20 protein-coding genes are annotated in these 18048 nt (G+C 39.8%); 4 read left to right on the top strand and 16 right to left on the bottom strand.

Translation table 11 applies throughout. From position 1 onward, the window contains the following. The 16 genes from rlmD to ABFX33_RS25640 all read right to left on the bottom strand — a co-directional run bounded on the left by rlmD (position 1) and on the right by ABFX33_RS25640 (position 14845). Entirely contained in the window at positions 1-1413 is a 1413-nt protein-coding gene (gene rlmD, locus ABFX33_RS25715; protein WP_346089147.1) for a 23S rRNA (uracil(1939)-C(5))-methyltransferase RlmD, read from the bottom strand. A 399-nt stretch (positions 1414-1812) separates the two neighbouring features. Next, positions 1813-2388 carry a TetR/AcrR family transcriptional regulator gene (locus ABFX33_RS25710; RefSeq protein WP_120261822.1) on the bottom strand — a complete coding sequence of 192 codons (576 nt, stop codon included), beginning with the start codon at positions 2386-2388 and terminating at the stop codon, positions 1813-1815. Positions 2389-2502: 114 nt separating this feature from the next. Further along, positions 2503-3543 (bottom strand): phenylalanine--tRNA ligase subunit alpha, encoded by a 1041-nt coding sequence (gene pheS, locus ABFX33_RS25705; protein ID WP_120261919.1) that lies wholly within the window; start codon positions 3541-3543, stop codon positions 2503-2505. Positions 3544-3834: 291 nt separating this feature from the next. Then, on the bottom strand, positions 3835-4293 hold the full coding sequence (locus ABFX33_RS25700) for a single-stranded DNA-binding protein (RefSeq protein WP_120261823.1): 459 nt from the start codon (positions 4291-4293) through the stop codon (positions 3835-3837). Between the two features lie 19 nt (positions 4294-4312). After that, the gene (gene mutY / locus ABFX33_RS25695) at positions 4313-5362 is read right to left on the bottom strand and encodes an A/G-specific adenine glycosylase (RefSeq protein ID WP_346089145.1); all 1050 of its coding nucleotides are present in this window, start codon (positions 5360-5362) and stop codon (positions 4313-4315) included. A gap of 106 nt (positions 5363-5468) precedes the next feature. Beyond that, positions 5469-5948, bottom strand: a complete 480-nt coding sequence (locus ABFX33_RS25690; protein ID WP_259186717.1) for an urease accessory protein UreE — start codon at positions 5946-5948, stop codon at positions 5469-5471. Continuing rightward, complete coding sequence (locus ABFX33_RS25685) at positions 5941-6912, bottom strand: urease accessory protein UreD (RefSeq protein ID WP_346089143.1); 972 nt, start codon at positions 6910-6912, stop codon at positions 5941-5943. Before ABFX33_RS25685 ends, ABFX33_RS25690 begins: the two co-directional genes overlap by 8 nt. An 11-nt stretch (positions 6913-6923) precedes the next feature. Then, on the bottom strand, positions 6924-7553 hold the full coding sequence (ureG, locus tag ABFX33_RS25680) for an urease accessory protein UreG (RefSeq protein ID WP_120261827.1): 630 nt from the start codon (positions 7551-7553) through the stop codon (positions 6924-6926). A 102-nt stretch (positions 7554-7655) separates the two neighbouring features. Next, complete coding sequence (locus tag ABFX33_RS25675) at positions 7656-8342, bottom strand: urease accessory protein UreF (RefSeq protein WP_120261828.1); 687 nt, start codon at positions 8340-8342, stop codon at positions 7656-7658. Between the two features lies 1 nt (position 8343). Further along, positions 8344-8838, bottom strand: a complete 495-nt coding sequence (locus ABFX33_RS25670; RefSeq protein WP_346089140.1) for an urease accessory protein UreE — start codon at positions 8836-8838, stop codon at positions 8344-8346. Positions 8839-8848: 10 nt separating this feature from the next. Beyond that, positions 8849-10699, bottom strand: coding sequence for an urease subunit alpha (gene ureC / locus ABFX33_RS25665; protein ID WP_346089138.1), 1851 nt, complete (start codon positions 10697-10699; stop codon positions 8849-8851). 6 nt (positions 10700-10705) lie between these two features. Then, the gene (gene ureB / locus ABFX33_RS25660; protein WP_120261831.1) at positions 10706-11077 is read right to left on the bottom strand and encodes an urease subunit beta; all 372 of its coding nucleotides are present in this window, start codon (positions 11075-11077) and stop codon (positions 10706-10708) included. A 14-nt stretch (positions 11078-11091) separates the two neighbouring features. Continuing rightward, positions 11092-11394, bottom strand: coding sequence for an urease subunit gamma (gene ureA / locus ABFX33_RS25655; protein WP_046674789.1), 303 nt, complete (start codon positions 11392-11394; stop codon positions 11092-11094). Between the two features lie 36 nt (positions 11395-11430). Continuing rightward, positions 11431-12639, bottom strand: coding sequence for a porin (locus ABFX33_RS25650; protein ID WP_346089136.1), 1209 nt, complete (start codon positions 12637-12639; stop codon positions 11431-11433). A 153-nt stretch (positions 12640-12792) separates the two neighbouring features. After that, entirely contained in the window at positions 12793-14175 is a 1383-nt protein-coding gene (locus ABFX33_RS25645; RefSeq protein ID WP_257094823.1) for a sensor histidine kinase, read from the bottom strand. Continuing rightward, positions 14165-14845 carry a response regulator transcription factor gene (locus tag ABFX33_RS25640; RefSeq protein WP_346089133.1) on the bottom strand — a complete coding sequence of 227 codons (681 nt, stop codon included), beginning with the start codon at positions 14843-14845 and terminating at the stop codon, positions 14165-14167. Before ABFX33_RS25640 ends, ABFX33_RS25645 begins: the two co-directional genes overlap by 11 nt. A gap of 293 nt (positions 14846-15138) precedes the next feature. On the opposite strand from ABFX33_RS25640, the gene ABFX33_RS25635 reads away from it, so the two are divergent. The 4 genes from ABFX33_RS25635 (at position 15139) to ABFX33_RS25620 (ending at position 18023) form a co-directional block, all read left to right on the top strand. Beyond that, positions 15139-16536: a WG repeat-containing protein gene (locus ABFX33_RS25635; RefSeq protein WP_346089131.1), complete on the top strand. Its 1398-nt coding sequence runs from the start codon at positions 15139-15141 to the stop codon at positions 16534-16536. After that, positions 16526-16966 carry a hypothetical protein gene (locus ABFX33_RS25630; protein ID WP_346089129.1) on the top strand — a complete coding sequence of 147 codons (441 nt, stop codon included), beginning with the start codon at positions 16526-16528 and terminating at the stop codon, positions 16964-16966. The genes ABFX33_RS25635 and ABFX33_RS25630 overlap by 11 nt, the downstream gene beginning before the upstream one ends. Positions 16967-17048: 82 nt before the next feature. Beyond that, complete coding sequence (locus ABFX33_RS25625) at positions 17049-17609, top strand: YeeE/YedE family protein (protein ID WP_346089127.1); 561 nt, start codon at positions 17049-17051, stop codon at positions 17607-17609. Next, a complete protein-coding gene (locus ABFX33_RS25620) occupies positions 17610-18023 on the top strand; it encodes a YeeE/YedE family protein (protein WP_257094836.1) in 414 nt (137 codons plus the stop codon). Positions 18024-18048: the final 25 nt, after the last annotated feature.

Below are 18048 nucleotides of genomic sequence, written 5' to 3'. Positions count from 1 at the left end.
TTATGATTTTTTTAGTTCCAATAGAACGACATTTTCTACGTGCTGTGTATGCGGGAACATATCCACAGGCTTAATACGTTTTACATCGTATTTTTCTGCCAATAAAACTAGATCTCTCGCCTGTGTTGCTGCATTACAACTCACGTAAACAATTTTTGGAGACTCCATTTCCAATAACCGGGCCACAACATCCGCATGCATACCTGCTCTTGGCGGATCCGTAATCACGACATCCGGTTTACCATGCTCAGCAATAAAAGATGGTATCAACACATCTTTCATATCCCCAGCGTAAAACTTCGTATTGTTGATATTATTGATCGCAGAATTGACCTTTGCATCTTCAATTGCCGTAGGTACGTACTCAACTCCAATCACTTCTTTTGCTTTCTTAGCAACAAAATTCGCAATTGTACCAGCTCCTGTATATAAGTCATAAACCAACTCATCCCCTTTTAGATCCGCAAAATCACGTGTGATCTTATAGAGTTCATATGCTTGCGCAGAATTGGTCTGATAAAATGATTTAGGTCCGACCTTATAGCGAAGACCTTCCATCTCCTCATAAATAAAATCCCGCCCTGCATACACGTGAATATCTTGATCAAAAATGGTATCGTTGCGCTTTTGATTCACAATATAAAGGAGTGAAGCGATCTTCGGATATTTTTCATTGATGAAGTCCATCAACAATTCCACTTGTCCTTCTTCTGGGTAGGCAAAAACCACAATGACCATCATCTCCCCAGTAGAAGAAATACGGATAATCAGATTTCGCAATACCCCTGTATGTTCACGAAGGTCATAGAAGGTCATCCCCTTGCTTAATGCAAAGTCACGTATGGTATTTCGTACCTCATTGGAAGGATCTTCCTGAAGAAAACAGTGATCGATATCTAAGATTTTATCAAAACGTCCAGGTACATGGAAGCCCAAAGCATTCATTTCCAATTGCGAGGAATCTTCATCAACAGAGGTCAACCATTTCTTATTGGAAAATGTATATTCTAATTTGTTTCTATAATACTCCGTTTGTGCCGATCCCAAAATATCTTCCATGGAAGAAGTATCAACTTTCCCAATACGGGATAAAGCATTATCAACAGATTGTTGCTTGAATTTCAATTGGGCTTCATAGCTCATGTGTTGCCATTTACAACCACCACAAACACCGAAATGCTCGCAAAAAGGATCAACGCGATAAGTAGAAGCTTCTTTTAAACTCGTCACCCGAGCTTCAGCAAAATTCTTCTTCTTGCGCATTAACTCCACATCCACAACATCACCGGGGACAGCTTTTTCGACAAACAAAACCAAATCATCAGTTTTACCTACACCTCTACCTTCTTCGGCAATATCAATGATTGCAATATCTTTCAAGAACTTTTTTTCTTGCGGAATTCTTCTACTCATAGTTTGCAAAAATACAATTTTTTATAATGATTTTCCACTGACCCACATGGTCTTAAAAAAAAGACCTTTTGCACATCACAATAATCCATTTCCAACAATCCGATTTACCCAATATTCAAAATGATTAAAGCGAGATCAAAGGCCATCAGTTTATCCGCCTAAACTCCAAAAGGCGAAGAAAACTGTAAATAATCGCATTAAAATCGTTATGTTCTTATCAGCACCACAGCTATGAAAATCGACTAAAAGTTCTTTCTGCCAATAAACTGAGCCCGGCAAGCTCCTTGATTCCTAATGAAAAAATATGAATCAATAAAAAATAGATAATTCAGAAAAAAATTGAAGAGCATTTAAAAGTGGATAACCGAGGGGCAATAGACAAATAAGACCTAGCCTCGCCTAAAGTATAGTTGCCTGCACGAGATAAGGAAGAATCTCCTTTTGAAAAGAAATGAAATTTTTACGCACATCAGCATCCGAAACGGCCGTAAAAGCAAAGGAGAACACAATGCTCTTACTTGATTTGATCAGAAATGTCAGTTTTTCCTCACTGATCGCCTCATTAATCTTTTCATTCTGAATAAATGTGCTCAAAAGCAGAAATTCCAAATCTTCAGATAGTGTTTTTAGATATTCCTGTGCATTGGCAGATTCACGAATAAATTCCCAGCCAATCAACTCATTACATGCGGTATAGGTCAGTCGGCTGACACGAAGAATGGTAGAAGCCAAAAAAGAGGCCATATCATCCTCATATTTTGTTGTCTTTAAGATCTCCAACAAACTTGCCCGCAGATAATCCATCAAGATAGCATGCAAAATCATCTCCTTACTATCAAAATATTTATAAACAGTCGCTTTAGCGATCTTAGCTTTTTTTGCTAGGGTGTTTACACTGGTTTTATGATAACCATTTTGACGAAAAAGTTCCCGTGCTGTTCTTTTTATGGATTCAATGATATGATCTGGTTCCATATTCTTCAGATAAGACTACCACACATCACACTATTTCCAATTCCTGAACAGAACAAGATGTGTTTGGAGAGTGGTAATAGTGTGATGGTTTCAATAGTCTTTATTAGCATTGATTTATATTAATTCAGTCTCAAACTGAGCTAAGAAGCGCGAATCATTTTCAGAGAAAAGTCGCAAATCTTTGATCACATATTTAAGGTTTGTGATCCGTTCGATACCCATACCGAAGGCAAAACCTGAATACTTTTTACTGTCGATTCCGCAATTTTCAAGTACATTAGGATCTACCATCCCACAACCTAAAATCTCTACCCAACCCGAATATTTACAAAGATTACATCCTGCACCTTTACAGATCGTACAAGAAATATCCATCTCCGCAGAAGGTTCTGTAAAAGGGAAATAAGAAGGACGGAAACGCACTTTAGTTCCCTCGCCATACATTTCTTGAACAAAATGATATAAGGTCTGCTTCAAATCAGCAAACGAAACATTTTCATCCACATATAATCCTTCTACCTGATGAAAGAAACAATGCGCGCGGGCAGAAATGGCTTCGTTCCGATACACTCGTCCGGGCATAATCGCACGGAAAGGTGGTTTACCAGCTTCCATCAGACGAACCTGAACAGAAGATGTATGCGTTCTTAGTGTAATATCGTTACCTTCTTGCTTTTTGATAAAGAATGTATCTTGCATATCACGCGCTGGATGCTCAGGAGGAAAATTCAACGCAGAGAAATTGTGCCAATCATCTTCAATCTCTGGCCCCTCAGAAACGATAAAGCCGAGCTTTTTAAAGATCTCAACGATTTCCTTGCGTACCAATGAGATCGGATGTCTAGACCCCAATTGAAATCCATTACCAGGCAACGTCAAATCACCTTCCATTTGTTGGGATTTCTGCTTCTCACCGGAACCAAATTTCTCTTGTGCTTCCTTGAATGTATTTTCTGCCAACTGTTTAAATTCATTCAGTACTTTCCCCAAAGTACGTTTTTCTTCAGGAGTTACTGTTTTGAATTCATCAAAAAGATTTTTCACAATCCCTTTGGAAACCAAAAACTTCAATCTGAAATTTTCTACATCGGCTGAAGAAGATGGCACAAACGCCTTAATTTCTTCAGTATACTGCGTAATTTTATCTTGCAACATAATTACGACAAACATAGCCAAAATTTCCGCCAAAAAGAAATTTTAGCGATCTCTCAACTCGTGTCAAAAGCGTATCTGTACCGAAAATTAGTGTTTATGATTCGATGGGACAAAGGTCTTTGTAATCAACTCGTTGAACCTGCACAAATGGTTAGATTCTTTTTTATGGTGATTAAAAGGATTTAGAAATATCCAAGAAATCAAAAAGAGCAGATTTTTCATCTGCTCTTTTGCCCATAACTATATATAAAATGATAATCTTCTAATATTCAAAGCTACCTTTAAGTTCGATTAAAATGGAAGTGGATTATCCTCCTGATCGTTTTCGGTAAAATCAACTTCGATTTCTTTATCCTCAGCTTTCTGCGCCGGGGTACTTGCAACATTCCCCGTGTTAGCAGCTCCAGCAGGTTCAAAATCTGATTTCCGTCCCAAAAGGGTAAAAGTCTCAGCAACTACTTCAGTAGCATAGCGTCTGATCCCCTCTTTATCTTCGTAGGTACGCGTACGTAACCGACCTTCGATATAGACCAATTTGCCCTTAGTAAGGTATTTTACCGCCACATCTGCCAAACCGCGCCACATGACAATATTGTGCCACTCGGTTTGTTCTACTCGTTTTCCGTCCTTGTTATACGTTTCTGAAGTTGCCAATGGGAAACTGGCAACGGAGACATTGCCTTCTAAATATCGAATTTCGGGATCTTTTCCAAGATGTCCCACTAAAATAACTTTGTTAACTCCTGACATAATTTAAAAGCATAAATGGTTAAAAATTGGATCTTTCCAAAAAGGTAAAGATCAACTTGTGTTTAGCTAATTTATCTAAATCTTTTAAAAATACATAATCCCAATTGGATTTTTTTTGATTTAGACCGCCCTTTAACCGCACTTCAAAGAATGTCGCATAAATATTCTGATGGCTCAGAATATGTTTAGTTTGTTTTTGCAGAAGTTTGATCTCCGCCTTATCCCCGAAATAATGGACAAATTGCTCATCTCCAAGGAGCTCGGGTATACTTAATGTTCGATCAGACTCGATCAGAGGAAACTCGTATAAATTCTGCCAGACATCGCCTTCTCCGCGTTTTGACATCAAAATTTGCGCTTCGTCTTTAAGGATAAAATAATTAAAGTACCGTTCTCTGCTTGCTTTGCCTTTAAGTTTAACCGGCAATCGATCAACCTCTCCCTGTAGCACGGCGTAACAGGATGTATTAAACATACAAGTAATACACAAAGGTTGCTTCGGCTTACAATGAATAGCACCAAAATCCATAATGGCCTGATTGTATAATGCCGGATGCTCCTGATCCAAATTTTCCTGAGCGATAGCCGTAAAAATTTTCTTTCCCTCAGTAGAATTGATCGCTGTGTCTATGCCATAATATCTCGAGAGCACACGGAACACATTCCCATCCAGTACTGCCTGAGCCTCATTATTGGAAAAGGATGATATTGCGGCAGCGGTATATTCACCAATACCGGGAAGCTTTAGCAAGGTCTTATAGTCTACGGGAAAAATGCCATTATATTCATCACGGACGATTCGTGCAGCCTTATGCATATTTCGTCCCCTTGAATAATAACCCAGTCCCTGCCAAAGGTGTAAAATATCATCTTCCTCTGCGTTAGCAAAGTCAACGACTGTCTCAAACCGTTCCACAAATCGTAAATAGTAAGGCAGCCCTTGTTCTACTCGAGTCTGTTGCAGGATAATCTCAGAGAGCCAAATTTTATAGGCATCTCTTGTTTCCCGCCATGGTAAATCACGCTTATGCTGTTGATACCATCCCTGCAATTCCGCACCAAATGTCATAACAACAAAAATGCACAATTTTTCAGCATTTTCAAGCAGCGTACAAACAAAGATCGGTTCCCACTATCAAATCAAAACCTAAAACAAACGTTCGAATACTAACCTCTTATTTTTTCGCATTGCGAAGCGACGTAATCTGTTCGTCCGGTTCCAAAATGGCATTTTCCAAGGAAATGGAACCATTATATTTTTCTTTTAATGCCTGATACAGGCGTCCGTCATAGGAGACAGCAAAGCGCCCATCAGCTTTCAGATACACGGGCAAATGACGATTGCCTACATCAAAACAGAATTCTCCGACCACAGAAAGATCTTGACTGTCAAGCAATACACAAAGACAAGGCAAGATATTGACCTGTATAAACAGATCTTCGCTATGATAGATACATTGCCCCGACTGTAAGGCCGTGCTGTCATCCCGTTGTATCTTTACCGTATTGCCCTTACGTGTTTTGCGATGGATAACACGTTTATTCACTTCAAAGTAGGAAAGATCCAAGATATCCGATTCACGATTGAATTTAACATGCTCAAAATTGGGAATGGACTCAATGAGGATTTCGGTAGGCTCTTTCGATTTACGCATATTTCAGTCCTTCCTCCGTTTTACTCTTGTTTACCCTCTTTTTCCGCGGGCTGGCCGTACTTTTCTTTTTAGCGACAACTGCCTCTGCCTCAGCCACCTCTACCACAATCGAATCTACCGCAATTGGCACAGGCTCTATTACCTCTTTTTCGATGACTTCAGCTTCTTTAGACTCTGACAGTTTATGCATGGTAAAGTCCCAACACAATTGCCCTAACATTTGCAGAAAATCATAGAGCAATTCACCGTCAGAACCCAGCGCTCGTAGAATAACGACATCCGATGATGCCTGTGTAAATCCATAAGAGATGTCATTATATTCTACAGTCAATATTTCGTCAAGCTCGTTCTTTAATTCCTGTGCAAAAAGAGCGGAGAATATAAAGGTCGCTTGATGGGTGTAACCTTCAAAGAAGAGCATCTTCTGGATGGGCTGCTTTTTGGGCTGTAACAGCTGATTATCAATAAAAGCCAGCTTTCCTGATCTGAAAACCTTAGTCTGTGTATGCAAACGATCAAATTCAAATGCTTCTTTCATATAGATCCGCCCGACACTGATAATATCACCCCACATCAAAACCGCATCTTCGGCCAAATGAATATGATTGGTCGCCTTGAATATGGAGTCTTTAAAAGGCGTGACTGGATGCGGAATATAATGCAATATTCCCCCCGACGCAACCTGTACATCTGTATGCTGGCTAGCACCAGTTTTCATCGGGTGCAATTTATTGAAAGACTGCGTAAACAGCTTTAATTGGGCCTCTTCCTTTACATGGACATCAATATGAAGATGATCTGTATCCATAATACCGGGTGATGCACTCATGATAATCATTTCCAGATGGTCAGTTAGATTCGCTGCTCCATAGTGGGTCAATTTATAAGGCGCATTATGGTAGCTTTCTTTCAGCCTGCTTCTACCGTCCTCTTTGGCTACATTTAATACTATCTTACTATCCATATCCTATTGTTTTAGCCTACTTGTTCTAATAAAGCGTATTCTTTGATCCATTTCTTTACATCTTCCAACCCTTCTAATGTCATCAGATTCGTAAAAATAAAAGGACGTTCTCCACGCATGCGCAATGTATCCCGGCGCATGACCTCCAAATCTGCATGTACATAGGGCGCCAAATCAATTTTATTGATCAATAACAAATCTGAACGTGTGATACCGGGGCCACCTTTACGCGGCATTTTTTCTCCTTCGGCAACATCAAGAACAAAGATGGTTAAATCCGCTAAATCTGGGCTGAATGTTGCTGTCAGGTTATCCCCGCCACTTTCAACAAAAATAAGCTCCACATCCTCAAAACGGTTGGCCAATTCTTCTACGGCTTCAATATTCATCGATGCATCCTCGCGGATCGCGGTATGTGGGCATCCACCAGTCTCTACACCAATGATACGTTCTGCTGGTAGTGCCGAATTTTGCTGCAGATACATCGCATCTTCACGTGTGTAAATATCATTTGTAACAACACAGATGCTATAATCTGCGGACATCGAACGTGTCAATCGTTCGATCAAAGCAGTCTTGCCCGATCCAACAGGTCCGGCAACACCAATTTTTACATAATTTCTTTTTGACGTCTTTTTCATCCTGAACTATTTATTTCATCGCTTAGATGAAGTTTATGATGCTTAAAATTTACCTTGCTCAATCAGATAAAATAAATTTTAAGTATAGCAGTAATCTTGCTTTTACGATATATAGATACGTGTATATAACTTTTCATGTTGCATACAACGGATATCTTGTGCAATACAACAATTACCGATTAAATCCTCTTCCAACGCTGGTTGCGCGATAACCAACTTATTGATTAATGGTTGCAACTTAAACAGAATCTGTTGTGCATCCATTTGACTAATAGGGACCAGTTTCGCGCAGTTGGTCATAATACCATTGAGTGAATTGTAATAAAAAGCACTCAAGGCATCTGAATAACTAATCCCTTGCGCATGTGCAAACATGGCAAATGCCATCGCGTAATGCCCATGCAATTCTTGTGTATTTATTGCTTTTAAATAAGCAGAACAACGTTTAACCGGCTGCAATTTTTCAGTCAGCTTCAAGAAGCGTATTCCCAATTTTTTACTTGCATCCCGAATTTCATAAGGCGCTTTAAAGGCCGTGATCAAGGCATCTAATTCTGCTACCTTCTTCTTTGTTGCCTTTGTTTCGCATAATTGCCAAGTCTTATGAAAAAAGGCCGCATCGTTGTAATAGAAGCTATGTTCCAATAAAGTCTGTGCGTACTCTTTGGCAGTTTTCGAATCGTGTACAAGACCTTTGGTTATATAGGTTTCCAATCCATAGGAATGTGTGAATCCTCCAATCGGAAAAACGGAATCATTGATCTGCATCAATGTCAACAATGGATTCATATTATACCCCCTTTGCTAGTGTGATTTTATTTTGCACTACGGCATACTGATGTATGCGCAATGTATGCGTGCGTTCGATTACCCGCGACTCTTTCGTTGGTGTAAATCCCGCCCGTTGTAATTGTTCCCACAGCGGATTTTCGTAAGCCGCTATGATTTCATGATCTTTGTTGATAAAAACAGGGATATGCTTATTGCCTATTTCTAAACATATTCTTGCCATATCCAATACATTTTTTGGTCGTACGACCAAACAAGGACAGGGCAATATTCGGATAACGATACGGAGTTCCTTTGTTTCAAACAGAATATCACCATCGAACAAGGAGTCTTCACCCAGATTCTTAAATCCGATCTCTCGACCCTGAACAGTAAATCCCCGAATGACACGTCGCTCGGTATCAAACCATTCAAGCTCTAAAAAATCAAGTTCCGCAGCATCCTGCTCCTTGCTATCCGTCCAAATATTGCCTTTAATGTCTCTTGCTAAAATCATATATGCTGAATTAAAACAGGAAGTAACGTTGCGCCATTGGAAGCTCTTTTAATGGCTCACAAGTAGCTAAAACACCATCCACTGTTACTTCATACGTTTCTGGATTGACCACGATATTTGGTGTGGCATGATTATGTACCATATCCTTTTTCATCACTGTACGACAGCCTTCTACTGGCAAACATTTACGTGATAAATTCAATTTTTGGATATTTCCATTCTCTATGGATATTTTTGAAACGAAGTTGAAACACAATTTTGACACTGCTTTACCATAGTTTCCGAACATCGGTCTGTAGATGATAGGCTGTGGTGTAGGGATAGAAGCATTCGCATCCCCCATTTTCGCACCTAGGATCATACCACCTTTGATAATCAACTCTGGCTTCACACCAAACAACTCTGGTTTCCACAAGATCAAATCGGCATATTTACCCGTCTCAATCGATCCAATATATTTATCAACACCATGCGCTTTTGCAGGGTTGATTGTAAATTTGGACACATAACGTTTTACACGGAAGTTGTCATTATCTTTCCCTTTATCTTCAGCCAGAGGACCACGTTGTATCTTCATTTTATGTGCCGTCTGGAATGTACGCGAGATAACTTCACCCACACGTCCCATCGCCTGACTATCCGAACTCATAATAGAGAATACACCCATATCTTGAAGAATATCTTCTGCGGCGATCGTCTGTGGACGGATACGTGAATCTGCAAAGGCAACATCTTCTTTCACATTTTTATCCAAGTGATGGCAGACCATTAACATATCAAGATGCTCCTCTGCGGTATTCACTGTAAACGGTTTTGTCGGGTTGGTAGATGCAGGGAGAATATTTGGATACATCGCAATTTTGATGATATCAGGTGCGTGTCCACCACCAGCTCCTTCTGTATGGAACGTGTGGATAACACGACCGTCGATTGCGGCAACGGTATCTTCTAAGAACCCAGCTTCATTCAATGTATCCGTGTGTATCGCCACCTGTACGTCGTACTTATCAGCAACTTTTAACGCGGCATCGATAGTCGCAGGCGTAGCACCCCAGTCCTCATGGATTTTCACTCCTAATGCACCGGCTTCAATTTGCTCTTCGATCGGCTTGGTTGTCGAGACGTTACCTTTACCAAAGAAACCAACGTTGATCGGTAAGTTTTCAAACGCTTCAAACATACGCTCGATATACCATTTACCCGAAGTAACAGTTGTTGCCAGTGTACCATCTGCTGGACCGGCACCACCGCCGATAAATGTAGTTACACCTGAGTATAATGCAGTTTCGATCTGTTGTGGTGATATAAAGTGAATGTGTGTATCAATACCGCCAGCCGTAAGGATATAACCCGCACCACCGTGTACTTCGGTAGAAGCTCCGATAATCATTCCTTCGGTTACACCATCCTGTACGTCAGGGTTACCCGCTTTTCCTATTCCAACAATTTTACCATCCTTGATACCGACATCAGCCTTCACAATACCCCAGTGGTCAATAATGATCACATTGGTAATACAGAAGTCTAAAACACCCTCATCGCGCAGGGCACGGGCAGATTGCCCCATCCCATCACGGATCGTCTTACCACCACCGAATTTATTTTCTTCGCCATATACGTTGAAATCTTTTTCAATTTCTATAAACAGCTCCGTATCAGCTAAACGCACCTTATCACCCGTGGTAGGGCCAAAAAGAGCAGCATATTTTTCTCTAGGGATGTAAAGTTCCCCATCAATATATTTAACAGATGATTTGTCTAAACCTAGTTTATCTAAACCAAGCGCATGTAGACCAACGGTAGATCCCAATGTCGTGAGTCCTACAACCTTAATCCATTCGCGTCTATTCCATCCTCCCATTCTATATTATTTAGATTGTCTGAATTTTAATTTTTTCATTTTCTCAACAGCTTTTGACTTGACATTTTGGTCAGTATACTTCCCATTAGTCAATCCATTGAAACCGTGAATTTCTTTGCTTCCTCCAAATTCAACCAGTACAACAGACTTCTGTTCACCTGGTTCAAACCGCACAGCTGTACTTGCAGGAATATTCAAGCGCATACCAAATGCCTTTTCGCGGTCAAACGAAAGCAATTTGTTCGCTTCAAAAAAATGATAGTGCGAACCTACCTGAATCGGTCTATCGCCTTCATTTTTTACAACAAGGCTAGTGGTTCTACGCCCCACGTTAGCTTTGATTTCTTCTTTTTTTAAAATGTATTCTCCTGGAATCATATGATTAAGATTTATTAACGTATAGGATCATGAACTGTTACCAACTTGGTACCGTCCGGAAAAGTAACCTCAATCTGCACATCATGGATCATCTCAGGGACACCTTCCATCACCTGGCTTCTTTTCAATAAGGTCGTACCATAAGACATTAAGTCCGCAACAGACCGACCATCTCTTGCTTCCTCCATAATCTGAGCACTGATATAGGCAATACATTCAGGGTAATTTAGTTTCACCCCGCGCTTTAGTCGCTTTGCTGCCAATTCTCCTGCTAAATGCAATAGCAGCTTTTCTGTTTCTCTTGGTGTTAAACGCATAAAAAATAATTATTTGTTATTTTGTTAAAGGAATTATTACAAGACCGGAATTGTAAAATATGCTCCAAAGGCTACACGGTTATATTGACTTTTACCCATATCCATATGTCCCTTGTAGTTTACTGTGTTACCTACATAACCAAGATAGAATCGCAAATCCTGATTATGAAAAGGCTTATGTTGCAGGGTAGCAAAGTAGGTCCAGTTTTGACGGAAATTTTTGCCAACTTGATCGTCATCTCTCGATCCGGCAGTCTCATAGCCACCTTTCAGAGCTACCTCCCATTTTTCACTTAAAAACTGATCATACCGTACAATTGCTGAAGCGTAATTGACATCCTTTGCCAAAACGCGTCCTGTCCCCGTACGTCCATAAAAGTCATTGATTGCCGATGATGCAATCAAAGCATGGTCAACACCTAGATAAGAATATTGTAGGTCTAAATAGACCATTTGCTTCGGCGTTTTAAACTTGTTTGCCAAAGAGATGGAATGATTGGTATGCCCCTTCGCAAACTGAGAGATATTATAGGACCATTTCGTATTGATTTTTTTATCCATAAAGGCTCCTACCCAAGTAAAGTAAGCACCCATTGGCACATCAGATCGCTCCAGATCACCTACTGCAAAACCATTTTTGGTATGCACATCCATAAAACTATCGTTTGTTGTATTATAAACTTGTGCATGTAAGGAATGATTAGGGTTAACTTCATAGGACAATGTTCCCCCGACCACAAATAAATTCAGGATACGGTCAACATAATCCGTGAATTTATACTCGTAAATAGGATTATTTTCAAACTCGTAGCTACCCACGATAGCACTCTGCTTACCCGCTGTGACAGACCATTTCAGATCCTTTCCAAACTTATATTTGATATAGGCCATATCCAATGCCTTTGATCCATTGTCCTGACTGGTTGGTGCAAATGATCTATTCAGACGAAAACGTACTTTATACGAAAGCTGATCATTGTAATCACCGCTCATCAAGATGCGGGCATCGTCCAAATTTGCTTTTGCCTGACCGGAGCCATCGCTGTTATCAGCTTGCAGACCCGCACGCAACAAAACATCCAATTGAAATGATTTTGCCCTAGCTGGTTCCTTTGACAATAAACTACTTCTGGATAATAAGCTATTTCTTTCTGCTGGAATGGAATCTGTTGGAGCCTGTTCCTGCGCATGTAATGTCGCAATGCCCAAACCCAACGTTGTAATAAGTGAAAGTGTTTTTTTCATCCGTATAACTTGCTTTTTGTTGGTGATGAAGCTATCAGATTTATTCCTTTATAGGTTTGAATAAATCGTGATGGTTTCATATGATATACCTATCTCTGGTACAAGTATATCACGGCAAATTAAAAATGGAATAAGGATGAGATTAAAATGAGATTAGAAAGCAATTTTAGGCAGCGTGACAACAACCTGGGTACCTTGCCCTTCTGCAGAATAAAGGTTGAGTTCAGCACCATGAAGATCAAAGATATTCTTGGCCAAAACAAGCCCCAGGCCATTTCCATAGATATCCCCGACATTGGAAGCGCGATAAAACGAAGTAAAAATATGGGGCTGATCTTTCTGCGGGATTCCGATCCCTTTATCAAATACTTTAATTGTAATATTTAGGTCATCACAGCTAATAGCGACCTGAACCTGCTCCCCATTACCATATTTATACGCATTGGAGATAATATTGCTAAATGCGATATAGAACAGATCGGGATTAGCAAATACGGTTAACTCATCGCTATCCTCAGGGATTTGAGTAAGGTCAAAAGACAACCTAAAATCCTTATGAATGCTTCGTTCAGCCTTATAAATTTCATAGAGCAATTCGTCAATGCGAATGAGCACCTTATTATCTACCTCCCCTTTAAAGCCCATACGGGATAATTGAAGGAGATTATTAATAATGAGTTCCATCTTATCCGCATATTTCGCAATCGTCTCCAATGAATAGTAGGCTTCGTGTTCTTTGGGGATTAGATTTCGTGCAAGTTCGGCCTCACCACCAATAATTGTTAGCGGTGTCTTTAATGAATGGGATGCATTTCCGATAAAACTCTGTTGCGACTGTACAGAAATATCCAAACGACTGAGCATCGAGTTGAGGTTAGCAATTAATACACCTAACTCATCTTTAGCATTGCTGAATTTACTGGATAGTCTATAGTCCAGATTAGCAATATCCACTTTCCCCAAATCACTGTTGATATCTTTTATAGGCTTTAGTAGTCGATCTGCAAAATAAAATGACATGAGGATAATCAATAGAATTGCTAAAAATCCACCTGTAATCAAGGTACGATCTAATTGTCGTTGTTCATCATGGCCATAATCATCAACCCCTTCTGACACAACAATTAGATTATCGTGATGGAGTCGGTCTTTAAAAAATACCGCTACGAATGCGGTTTCGTTATGCATATATCTGCCTTTGCCATTCTTAATAACCTCCTTATAGAAGCCCATGGGCATGGGCAAATTGGGTTTAAAACGGATACTGTCACTACCTTTTACCACACGGAGCAAATGATCTGTTCCTTCAGATAGCTGTTTGAGGTATTTACGTTTTACTTGAATATAGAGCTCCTTGTTTTCTTCCTTCTGGTTGACAATATGGTCACCCACGATAACCGCGTTTTCCTCCAAACGGTGAAAAAACTTGGTCTGCAGACTATCATAGGTAAAATAAGAGACATACAAGGCAAAGACAACAAGCAGAAGCGTGCTGATAATAGAAAATAAGAGTACGATCTTAGTCCTAATTTTCATGACGGATAACATAGCCCATACCAATAACTGTATGGATCAGTTTACGGGAAAATTGTTTGTCAATTTTTTTCCGCAAATAATTGACATAGACATCCACGACATTGGTACTTAGATCAACATCCATACCCCAAACTTCCTCTAGGATGTCTATTCGTGTCAATACTTTATTCCGATTGAGCATTAAGAATTCCAATAAGCGGAATTCGGTGGCTGTAAGTATGATCGGAGACTCCCCGCGTTGAACAGATTTACTATCCCGATCCAATTGCAGATCATCAAATGTCAAGACATTCTTTTGTTCGGTCACCGTTTTGGACTTGCGGCTATAGCGATTTATACGCGCCTTTAGTTCCTCTAAACGAAACGGTTTGGTCAGGTAATCATCTGCATCACGTTCAAAAGCTTCCACAATATCTTCGGTTTGGTTCAATGCAGTGAGGATAATAATCGGAACTTCATTATTGGACATCCGGATGTTTTTGCATACATCAAGACCATTCATGCCAGGCAGCATGACATCCAACAAAATGAGGTCATAATGATTTAATCCGGCCATTTTTAGACCTGTATAGCCATCCATTGCAATGCTAATGTTATAGCCTTCTTCCTTTAGCCCTCTTTCTATCAAGGATATGACCGACGGTTCGTCTTCTATAAGCAGTAGTTCCACAGATATTGTTTTAAAAAGTAAATTTAAGGTTTGTAAAATACGAAAATATCACAGCACGTCTCACCTAAGTTGCTGAATGCCATGAAATTCATAAATTCTTGACTTTTATATGATATTTTCAGGATGATAGAAACGCACTTATTGTGTTCCAGCCTACTAGCATCACCTATTTTACAAAATGGCATTTGAATACAATAATATCAAAATTTCTGCATGATTTTTCCCAATCGACAAAAGATTATTTCACAAACCAACCAAATTTCAATACTTTCGTATTCTAATTCGTATTTCCAATGAAACATCTTTTCCTTTGCATAGCCTTTTTCACATTAGTTTTTGCTAAAACCAGTCTGGCTCAACAAAAGGTCTTTAAAATAACCTATCAATTTGCCGATCCCGAAACAGGTACAGATACATCAGCTTCTGAATTTATCAAAATTTTGGCCGGAAACGGAGAAGCATTGATGCACGCCTATATTTGCAAGGATCAAATGCGTGTAGAGAGTTTGCTGTTTGGAAAATCCATACAGATCAGCAACATCAAAGACGAGACTTCTTATCTGGTCGACGAAAATAGCAAAACATATACTTCAACGGATCTTGCCTCCGGTAAGCTTATTGAAACATCAGCGGGTGGAGATTACGTTTACTCGAGTGATTTTGAAATGAGCTTAATTCCGAATGAAAAGAAAGTGATTGCAGGATTGTCCTGTAAAAAAGCAACATTTAATTTAGCAGGCAGTAAAGATAAACAAACCGAAATCACAGTCTGGTATGCGGAAAATTTACCAAAATTATACTGGGGAACCTACGATTACCTAGAAAAGGTACCCGGAGCAGCGCTATCTATCGGTGCCGAGGGTTTAGGAATCCAAGCGACGAAAGTTGAAGAAGTCCCTTACGATACGGCATTATTCGAAATTCCGGAAGGTTATGAAGAAGGGGAAGCAGAAGAAACTGCGACCGACTCCGCGCTAAATGACCATTTATCTTGGTATCAAGATCCCAATACTGAATTTTTTGGCGTACAGGACAGCCTAGGCAATAAACTCACGCCGGCAAAATATGCTTCTATCTACGCGTACGTAGGTGATTATGCCATCGTCACCGACGCAGCTCAAATGTTTGGCCTGATCGACCTACAGGGAAAAGAAGTTATCCCCTGTCAATACGAATCATTGAGTTTAGATACGGAAGGTGCACCATTGGTATTTATAAAAGATCAGAAATATGGTCTGTTGGATTATAACGGTAAACTATTGCTTGCTGCCAAATATGATTTCATCTCTGTCCCAAGTTTAAGCCATGCCTTATACAACGAAGGAGACCTTACCGGTGTGCTCGATCTAAAAGGGAACGTATTGATTCCTGCGAAATACGAAACTATCTCAGAGTATCGCGACAATCTAGCACTGATTTTTGAAAATCTAACCTATCAGTTAGTTGACAAATCCGGCAAAAAATTATTACCTACAAGTCAGGAGTATTTATCTTTTGCTGGCGAGAAATTATTATTGGTTTTTAAAGACAACAAGTATGGATATCTTGACTACAGTGGCAAAGTGGTCATTCCTTTTAAATTCCAGAATGCACAACCCTTTGAAAATGGATTAGCCTTGGTCAGCGAAGACCTTGAGAATTTTTACTATATTAATGCAAAAGGAAAGTTTATAAAAAAGTATGAAGAGTAATCCACAAACATTCTATCTTTCAACATTGCATCGCGGGAAATACATGTTTATTCTATTGACCTCGATTCTATTGATAGGGATAGGCATGTCGAAAGTTCCGATTCAAGAAATTTATAAGATCATCATCGCTCTTTTGATGGTTCCCTTGGCACTGTATTTGGCGATCAAGTGTTCTACACTGGACTCCACATGGCGGTTGGATGCAGATACACTCACTGTCAGCAATTCAAAAAAAACAGTTGAATTCCCATTGAGCAACATTTCACATATTCGAAATCTCAGACGCTCCGGTGGCAATTTGATTATTATAAACCAAAACAAAGGTTCCGCTTTTCGTACTTGGCGTAATAAGTTATTTCAGAAAGAAGATGATCTGCCCCTATTGACCCAAGCAATCAAAGAGGCTAATATTGAATATTACGATATGTAATAGCATACATTCCACGGTAACATTTGTTACCGTTTTTTGTAATAGCGGTATGTACCTTTGTCATATAAATTAAGAACAAGCTATGTTATTGGAATACATCAAACAACCATGGCCTTGGTATATTTCGGGGCCTTTAATTGCATTAGTCATGTACTTATTGCTAAAACAAGGAAAAGATTTCGGGATGTCGAATAATCTGCGGACGATGTGTACGGTATTAGGTGCCGGTAAATCATCCTCTTTTTTTCGTTTCGACTGGAAGACGCAATCCTGGAACCTTCTTGTGGTACTCGGAACCGCCATTGGAGGATTCATTGCTCATTACTTTTTAAGCGACGGATCTGCTGCGCAAATCAATGCAAAAAGTGTCGCTGATTTAAAGGAACTAGGTATAATAGATCATCTACAGGGCTATCTTCCCGAATCGATCTTTGTTTTTAATGGCTCTTGGTTTCAGTTTTTAATACTGAGCATTGGCGGACTATTGATCGGTTTCGGGACAAGATATGCCGGAGGCTGCTCGTCAGGACACGCCATCTCAGGACTCAGCAATTTTCAGCTTCCCTCTTTAATCGCTGTCATTGGTTTTTTTATAGGTGGCATCATCATGGTTCATTTCTTATTTCCTTTAATCTTCGCATAAATGAAAGCAATAAAATTTATATTGATCGGAATCTTATTTGGGATCATTTTATACAAATCAGAAGCAGCTTCATGGTATCGCATTTATGAGATGTTTCAGTTCCGCTCATTCCACATGTATGGCATGATCGGTACGGCGCTTGCAACAGCGATTATCATTGTACAAATTATCAAACGGAAACAGATTAAAGACAGCAATGGGATGCAGATCGCATTTCAGGCGAAAGACAAAAGCATCACACGCTATCTCGTCGGTGGTACCATTTTCGGGCTGGGCTGGGCATTGTCAGGAGCCTGTCCGGGACCCATGTTTGCATTAATCGGCTCAGGCTATTGGACATTGGGCATTGTACTGATCTTCGCTATCCTGGGGACATGGATCTATGGATTAATTAGACACAAGCTGCCTCATTAAGCCTAGAATAGACGATCATGAGTCT

It is taken from the genome of Sphingobacterium ginsenosidimutans (genome assembly GCF_039536865.1).
Lineage (GTDB): Bacteria > Bacteroidota > Bacteroidia > Sphingobacteriales > Sphingobacteriaceae > Sphingobacterium > Sphingobacterium detergens.
The sequence above is the reverse complement of the archived record's forward strand: the minus strand, read 5'-3'. Positions and strand labels throughout refer to the sequence as shown.